The sequence below is a fragment of the Viridibacillus sp. NPDC096237 genome, assembly GCF_050278625.1.
GTDB lineage: Bacteria > Bacillota > Bacilli > Bacillales_A > Planococcaceae > Viridibacillus.
Map to the genome: position 1 here is coordinate 117,734 of NZ_JBNNTI010000004.1, position 6,799 is coordinate 124,532.

The 6,799-nt window shown below is 36.4% G+C and carries 7 protein-coding genes, 1 rRNA gene and 1 riboswitch; all 8 genes read right to left on the minus strand.

Features of this window, described 5'->3' with window-relative positions; genetic code table 11:
* Positions 1-2: 2 nt before the first annotated feature.
* The 8 genes from purS to rrf all read right to left on the minus strand — a co-directional run bounded on the left by purS (position 3) and on the right by rrf (position 6,608).
* Positions 3-251 (minus strand): phosphoribosylformylglycinamidine synthase subunit PurS, encoded by a 249-nt coding sequence (gene purS / locus ACQKMD_RS05140; RefSeq protein WP_427750057.1) that lies wholly within the window; start codon positions 249-251, stop codon positions 3-5.
* Positions 248-964, minus strand: coding sequence for a phosphoribosylaminoimidazolesuccinocarboxamide synthase (purC, locus tag ACQKMD_RS05145; RefSeq protein ID WP_427750058.1), 717 nt, complete (start codon positions 962-964; stop codon positions 248-250). The genes purS and purC overlap by 4 nt, the downstream gene beginning before the upstream one ends.
* A 16-nt stretch (positions 965-980) precedes the next feature.
* Positions 981-2,276: an adenylosuccinate lyase gene (gene purB / locus ACQKMD_RS05150; protein WP_427750059.1), complete on the minus strand. Its 1,296-nt coding sequence runs from the start codon at positions 2,274-2,276 to the stop codon at positions 981-983.
* A gap of 18 nt (positions 2,277-2,294) precedes the next feature.
* Positions 2,295-3,410 (minus strand): 5-(carboxyamino)imidazole ribonucleotide synthase, encoded by a 1,116-nt coding sequence (gene purK, locus ACQKMD_RS05155; protein ID WP_427750061.1) that lies wholly within the window; start codon positions 3,408-3,410, stop codon positions 2,295-2,297.
* Positions 3,407-3,895 (minus strand): 5-(carboxyamino)imidazole ribonucleotide mutase, encoded by a 489-nt coding sequence (purE, locus tag ACQKMD_RS05160; RefSeq protein WP_427750063.1) that lies wholly within the window; start codon positions 3,893-3,895, stop codon positions 3,407-3,409. Before purE ends, purK begins: the two co-directional genes overlap by 4 nt.
* Positions 3,896-4,043: 148 nt before the next feature.
* Positions 4,044-4,142: riboswitch (purine riboswitch) on the minus strand.
* 96 nt (positions 4,143-4,238) lie between these two features.
* A complete protein-coding gene (locus ACQKMD_RS05165; protein WP_427750065.1) occupies positions 4,239-4,427 on the minus strand; it encodes an NETI motif-containing protein in 189 nt (62 codons plus the stop codon).
* A gap of 165 nt (positions 4,428-4,592) precedes the next feature.
* A complete protein-coding gene (locus ACQKMD_RS05170; RefSeq protein ID WP_427750067.1) occupies positions 4,593-5,792 on the minus strand; it encodes an NAD(P)-dependent malic enzyme in 1,200 nt (399 codons plus the stop codon).
* A gap of 700 nt (positions 5,793-6,492) precedes the next feature.
* Positions 6,493-6,608 (minus strand): 5S ribosomal RNA (gene rrf / locus ACQKMD_RS05175).
* Positions 6,609-6,799: the final 191 nt, after the last annotated feature.

Consider the following 6,799-nt stretch of genomic DNA (forward strand, 5'->3'; position numbering starts at 1 on the left):
ATTTAGTTAGCCTCCTCGACTTCAAAACGGTAGTCTTCAATAACAATATTTGTGAGTAATTTTTCGCACATTTCTTTTACCACTACATTTAAGTCACGGTCAGAAGGTTCGATTTGTAATTCTAGATATTTACCAATACGAACATCTGCAACTTCTTTGTAGCCCATTGTGTGCAATGAACCTTTCACTGCAGAACCTTGTGGATCTAATACACTTTCACGTAATGTTACATAAACTTTTACCTTTTTCATTTTGATAGTCCTCCTAGGCGTTCTAATATGATTTTATAAACATCTGTTAAATTGCCAAGATCACGGCGAAAAACGTCTTTATCAAGTTTTTGATTTGTTTCTACGTCCCAAAGACGGCAAGTATCTGGTGAAATTTCATCTGCTAATAGTAATTGACCATTAGTATCACGCCCAAACTCTAGTTTGAAGTCTACTAGAGTAACACCGATTTCCTGGAATAATGGACGGAGAACTTCATTCACCTTTAAGCCATTGTCATAAAGAGATTGCACTTCTTCTGGTGTAGCGATATTCAATATTTCAATATGCTCTGTTGTGATGAGCGGATCTCCGAGATCATCGTTTTTGTAATAAAATTCAACGATTGGACGACGAAGAGCTGTACCCTCTTCGTATCCAAGTCGTTTTGCAAGGCTACCTGCTGCAATATTGCGGACAACCAATTCAATTGGAATAATGTCGACTTTTTTTACAAGCTGTTCGTGTTCTGAAATTTGTTCAACGAAGTGAGATTCGATTCCTGCTGACTTTAATTTATCGAAAATTAAAGTTGTAATGCTATTATTTAAAATACCTTTACCTGCAATTTCTTCTTTTTTCTCACCATTGAATGCTGTAGCACTATCTTTGTACTCAACATACAAAATATTTTCTTCTGCTGTTGAGTACAATCTTTTAGCTTTTCCTTCATACAAAAGTTGACCTTTTTCCACTGTTAATTCCCCCGGTTTAGTTTAATCCAAGACGTTCAAAAATTGTATCTACATGTTGTAGGTGATAATTGTAATCGAAGCAATCATCTAATTCTTCTTTTGATAAATGAGCAGTGATTTTCTCACTTGCATCAACTAGTCCACGGAACTGCACTTGTTCGTCCCAAGCTTTTGCAGTTAGGGGCTGTACTGTATCGTACGCTTCTTCACGTGCTAGACCTTTGTCGATCAAAGCAAGTAATACACGTTGTGAATAAATAAGGCCAAATGTGCGATCCATATTGCGTTTCATATTGTCAGGGAATACTGTTAAGTTTTTCACGATATTCGCGAAACGATTTAACATGTAGTTAAGAGTGATTGTACCGTCTGGTAAAATTACTCGCTCAGCTGATGAATGTGAGATATCACGTTCATGCCATAGTGACACGTTCTCGTAAGCTGTCATCATGTAACCGCGAAGTAAACGAGCCATACCAACCATATTCTCAGAACCAATTGGATTACGTTTATGAGGCATTGCAGATGAACCTTTTTGACCTTTTGCGAAGAATTCCTCCACTTCACGAGTTTCTGATTTTTGTAAACCACGAATTTCAGTCGCAAATTTCTCAATTGAAGATCCAATCAAAGCTAAAGTCGCCATGTATTGTGCGTGACGGTCACGTTGTAAAGTTTGTGTTGAAATAGGTGATGCTTGTAATCCTAATTTTTCGCAAACGTATTTTTCAACAAACGGGTCGATGTTAGCATAAGTACCAACCGCACCAGAAATTTTACCTGTTTCGATTACTTCAGCAGATGCTTCGAAGCGTTCTAAATTTCGTTTCATTTCTTCTAACCATAAAGCAAGTTTTAAACCGAATGTAGTTGGTTCAGCATGAACACCATGTGTACGGCCCATCATTACTGTGTATTTATGTTCTTTCGCTTTATTCTCTAAAATTTCGATAAAGTTTTTAATATCTTTACGTAAAATTTCATTAGCTTGTTTAATTAAATAAGAAAGAGCAGTATCTACAACATCCGTAGAAGTTAAACCATAATGTACCCATTTACGTTCTTCTCCTAAAGTTTCAGAAACAGCACGCGTGAATGCAACTACATCATGACGAGTCTCTTTTTCAATTTCTAAAATACGATTGATATCAAACCCTGCATTTTCACGGATTTTTGCAACATCCGCTTTTGGAATATCACCAAGTTCAGCCCAAGCCTCACATGATAAGATTTCAACCTCCAACCAAGCCTGATATTTGTTTTCTTCTGTCCAAATTGCGCCCATTTCGGGACGAGTATAGCGTGCTATCATATTGTTCTCCTTCTATTCCTACCAAATGTGGGAATCCTTAATTTCTGTTAACGTTTTTTCAATGTCGCTTGTCATAATTGTGACGTGGCCCATTTTACGGTTATGTTTTGCTTCTTGCTTACCATATAAATGAATAGACCAATCAGAGTATTTTGAAATAGAATTGCTCAGTGGTACGACATGTTGTCCAAGTACATTAATCATAATCGAAGGCGACCATAATTGTGGTTCGCGTAATGGCCAACCACATACAGCACGAATATGCTGATGGAATTGTGAAATGTTACAAGCCTCAATTGAATAATGTCCTGAGTTATGTGGACGTGGTGCTAACTCATTAATAATAACGTGTCCGTCCTCTAAAACAAATAGTTCAATAGCTAGTGTACCCACTAATTTAAGATGATTCGCAATTTTTTCTGCTTCTTCTGTAGCTTTATTAGCAGTTTCCTCTGAAATACGTGCTGGTACGATCGTTTCGTGTAAAATATGATTCACATGAATATTTTCTCCAATAGGAAGACAAAACGTTTCTCCTTGAACATTTCGTTGTACGATGACAGAAATTTCTTTCTCGAATGGTACAAACGCTTCTGCTACACAAGCAGAATGTTTAAATAGAGATTTCGCTAATTGCAGATCATTTTCTGATCGTAGCGTCTGTTGTCCTTTTCCATCATAACCACCTCGTGCAGTTTTTACGACACAAGGGTAACCAACAGTTTCGATTTTACTTTGAAGCTCCTCGAAGCTTTCAGCAGCTATGTATGTTACAACTGGACAACCGGCTTTATTAATCGCAGCTTTTTCAAGAATACGATCTTGTGTAATACGTACGAGTTCAGCACCTTGAGGTACATAGGCAATTTCAGATAATCGTTTCAAACCTGCATAATCGATATTCTCAAATTCAAATGTTATAACATCACTGACCTCTGCAAGCTCTTCTAATGCAGCTTCGTCGTTATATGGTGCGACGATACGTATATCTGCAACTTGGCCACATGGTGAATCCATTGTAGGCTCAAGTACAGCAATTTTAAAACCTGCTTCCTTTGCAGCCATTGCCATCATACGCCCAAGTTGACCGCCACCAATTATACCGATAGTTTGACCAGGATAAATTTTCGTCACTCTAACTCACCTGAACTTTCTAGAGCTTTCATTTTCATTGCTTGGCGTCGCGCTTCAATTTTTTCTGTAATTTCAGAATCGGTTGTTGATAGAATTTGTGCTGCTAGAAGGCCTGCGTTTGTCGCACCCGCTTTACCAATAGCTACAGTTGCTACTGGAACACCACCAGGCATTTGAACGATAGATAATAAAGAATCAAGCCCATTTAATGCTTTTGATTGAACAGGTACACCAATGACCGGTAAAGTTGTTTTTGCTGCTACCATACCTGGTAGATGTGCTGCCCCACCGGCTCCTGCAATAATGACATGAAGCCCTCTTGTACGAGCTTCCTGTGAGTATTCAAACATCAAATCTGGTGTTCTATGTGCCGATACCACTTTTTTCTCATATGGAATCTGCAATTCATCTAATACATCACACGCATGTTTCATTGTTTCCCAATCACTCGAACTTCCCATAATCACGCCGATTTTTGAACTCATACATTCCGCTCCTTTAAACAAATAAAAGTCCCCAAATAAAATACTTCACACAACCATGCGTGAAAGCAATTTACTTGAGGACATAACAAAAGAGACTGGATTAGATACATTAGCGGTACGCAATTGTGTCACACCTTTCACTCTCATTCCAAAAGTTGCTTTCCCGCATAGTCCGACATTTACGGTGTCGGGTAGAGACACTAAGGCCAATTCCTTAGCATATATGGGGATTCGATGTTTTCCTTCTCACATTTTAACAATTGAATGAGTACAAGTCAACGTAAATATACGAACAATATATTTTAGTTGAAAGAAATCGTTCGTATTTGGATTCATTTTCTAGTTATTCTTCACATAACATACCTTTAAACCGTATTATTTGACGAACCGGAACTGGATTTCCGTCTTTCATTTCAAAAAGCGGTTCCTCTTTTCTCGCAATCGGCATATACCCTTCCTTATTCATGCGTTGCAAACACGCATCAATCGTTTCGTTTTCTTCTACTTCAAACCATACTTGCTTTTTACTCATACTTTCACTTCCTTTAATAACATTATTCTTATTATAGCTTGCTTTCTTCATTTCTTACTCGTAAATCTTTAAGAATTTATGATATCTTTTCTATTTAAATCAATGAAAAAGGGATGTCCTACAAAAGTCGATTTATCGACTCTTTGGACAACCCTTTTACTTACTTTATTTATTTTCGATAGCTACAGGCTTTTTAGCAACGCCAGTCTTGATTGCAGCTTTACTAACAGCCTTCGCAACTATGGGAGCAACACGTTTATCTAAAGCATCTGGAATAATCGTACCTTGTGCTAAGTCATTTTCATCAATTAAAGAAGCAATTGCAAAAACAGCCGCCAATTTCATTTCCTCATTAATCTCTGAAGCATGAACATCCAATGCACCACGGAAAATCCCAGGGAATGCTAACATATTATTTACCTGATTAGGATAATCCGAACGTCCTGTTGCGAAAATACGCACACCCCATCGCATAGCATTTTCATAAGATACCTCTGGATTTGGATTTGCCAGTGCAAAAATAATAGGGTCATGATTCATACTCTGTATCATTTCTTCATCCAAAATATTTGCAACAGATACTCCGATAAAAATATCTGCACCAATAAGCGCTTCGCTTAATGATCCTTTTCGTCCTTCACTATTCGTCACTTTAGCAAGTTCATGTTTTACCGAATTCATCCCATTTTCGCGACCTTCATAGATAATACCTGTTGAATCGCAGATTATTATATGTTCATAGCCAATTTGTTTTAATATTTTCAAGATAGCTACACCCGCAGCTCCAGCACCGTTTATAACAATACGTACAGTGCCCTTATCCTTATTAATAACCTTCAAGGCATTACTTAGACCAGCACCAACTACAATCGCTGTACCATGCTGATCATCATGAAATACAGGTATAGAACATTCTTTACGTAATTTCTCTTCTATTTCAAAACATCTAGGTGCTGCTATATCTTCTAAATTAATGCCTCCAAATGTTGGGCTTATTCCTTTTACAATTTTTACTATTTCATCTACATCTGTTGTATCTAAGCAAATAGGTACAGCATCGATGTTAGCCATCTTTTTAAAAAGAATTGCCTTACCTTCCATAACAGGTAATGCAGCTTCAGGACCGATATTACCTAACCCTAAAACAGCTGTACCATCTGTTACAACAGCCACTAAATTCCCTTTTGCCGTATAATCGTAAACTGCAGTTGGATCATTCGCTATCTCCATGCAAGGTGCAGCAACTCCTGGAGAATAAGCTAAGCTTAAATCATCTATAGTATTAATTTCCACTTTGGAAATCACTTCTATCTTACCTCTATTTTTTTTATGCATTGCTAACGCATTATTTTTTAATTCACTCATGCTGTTCCTCCGATTCATTTTTTAACACAAAACAGAAAATATCATACATAACTAAGGATATTTTTCTTTTTTCATTTTCTATATTAACATAAAACAAAAAAATTCATGCATAACTTAGATTATTTATAAATTTCTATTTAAATGTTATAAGAATATATAATGATTTATTCTGAAAATTACGTCAATTCATTTTGTATTTTTCCTAATGACTATTTATTAATGTACTTATGTGAAATTATTTAAGTAAAATATCACGAATAATTGTCGCTACTTGATTATTAAACGCTGAACATTATCAACTAACTACTTAAAGAATATATATTTAACACCAATATATTAGGTTATATATAACTATTATTTATAAAATTGTAATAAATAATACTCAACCTGTTGAACAAGTGATTTCGGTTTCTCTATCTTTGCTTACAAACATCTAAAGGATCCTCTCAATTAACCGTAAACTATTTTTTCATAATCTGTTTTATTGATAGCTGCATTCTTATTGGGCTTACTCTCTCGCAAGCAATCTATCATTTCTTGATTTCTTATATACTTTGCAGTTGTTTTTTCATATAATCCAACGGCACCGGCATATATCCTTTAGAATTTTATATGTTCTATTTTTAAACAGTTATAGCCTTTGGTTTTAAAAGAATAAATAAAAAAGACACAACCGATAAAATCAGTTGTGCCTTAGTGTGCCTAGCAACGTCCTACTCTCACAGGGGGAAACCCCCAACTACCATCGGCGCTAAAGAGCTTAACTTCCGTGTTCGGCATGGGAACGGGTGTGACCTCTTTGCCATCATCACTAGACTATTTTAGACTTCCAACACACATCTTATTACTCGTGTCTTGAAACTCTCATTTAGAGAACTTGTTCTCTCAAAACTGGATAAATTACATTGAAGTTTGTTAAGTAAAATTTGGTTAAGTCCTCGATCTATTAGTATTCGTCAGCTCCGTATGTCGCCACACTTCCACCTCGAACCTATCTACCTCATCGT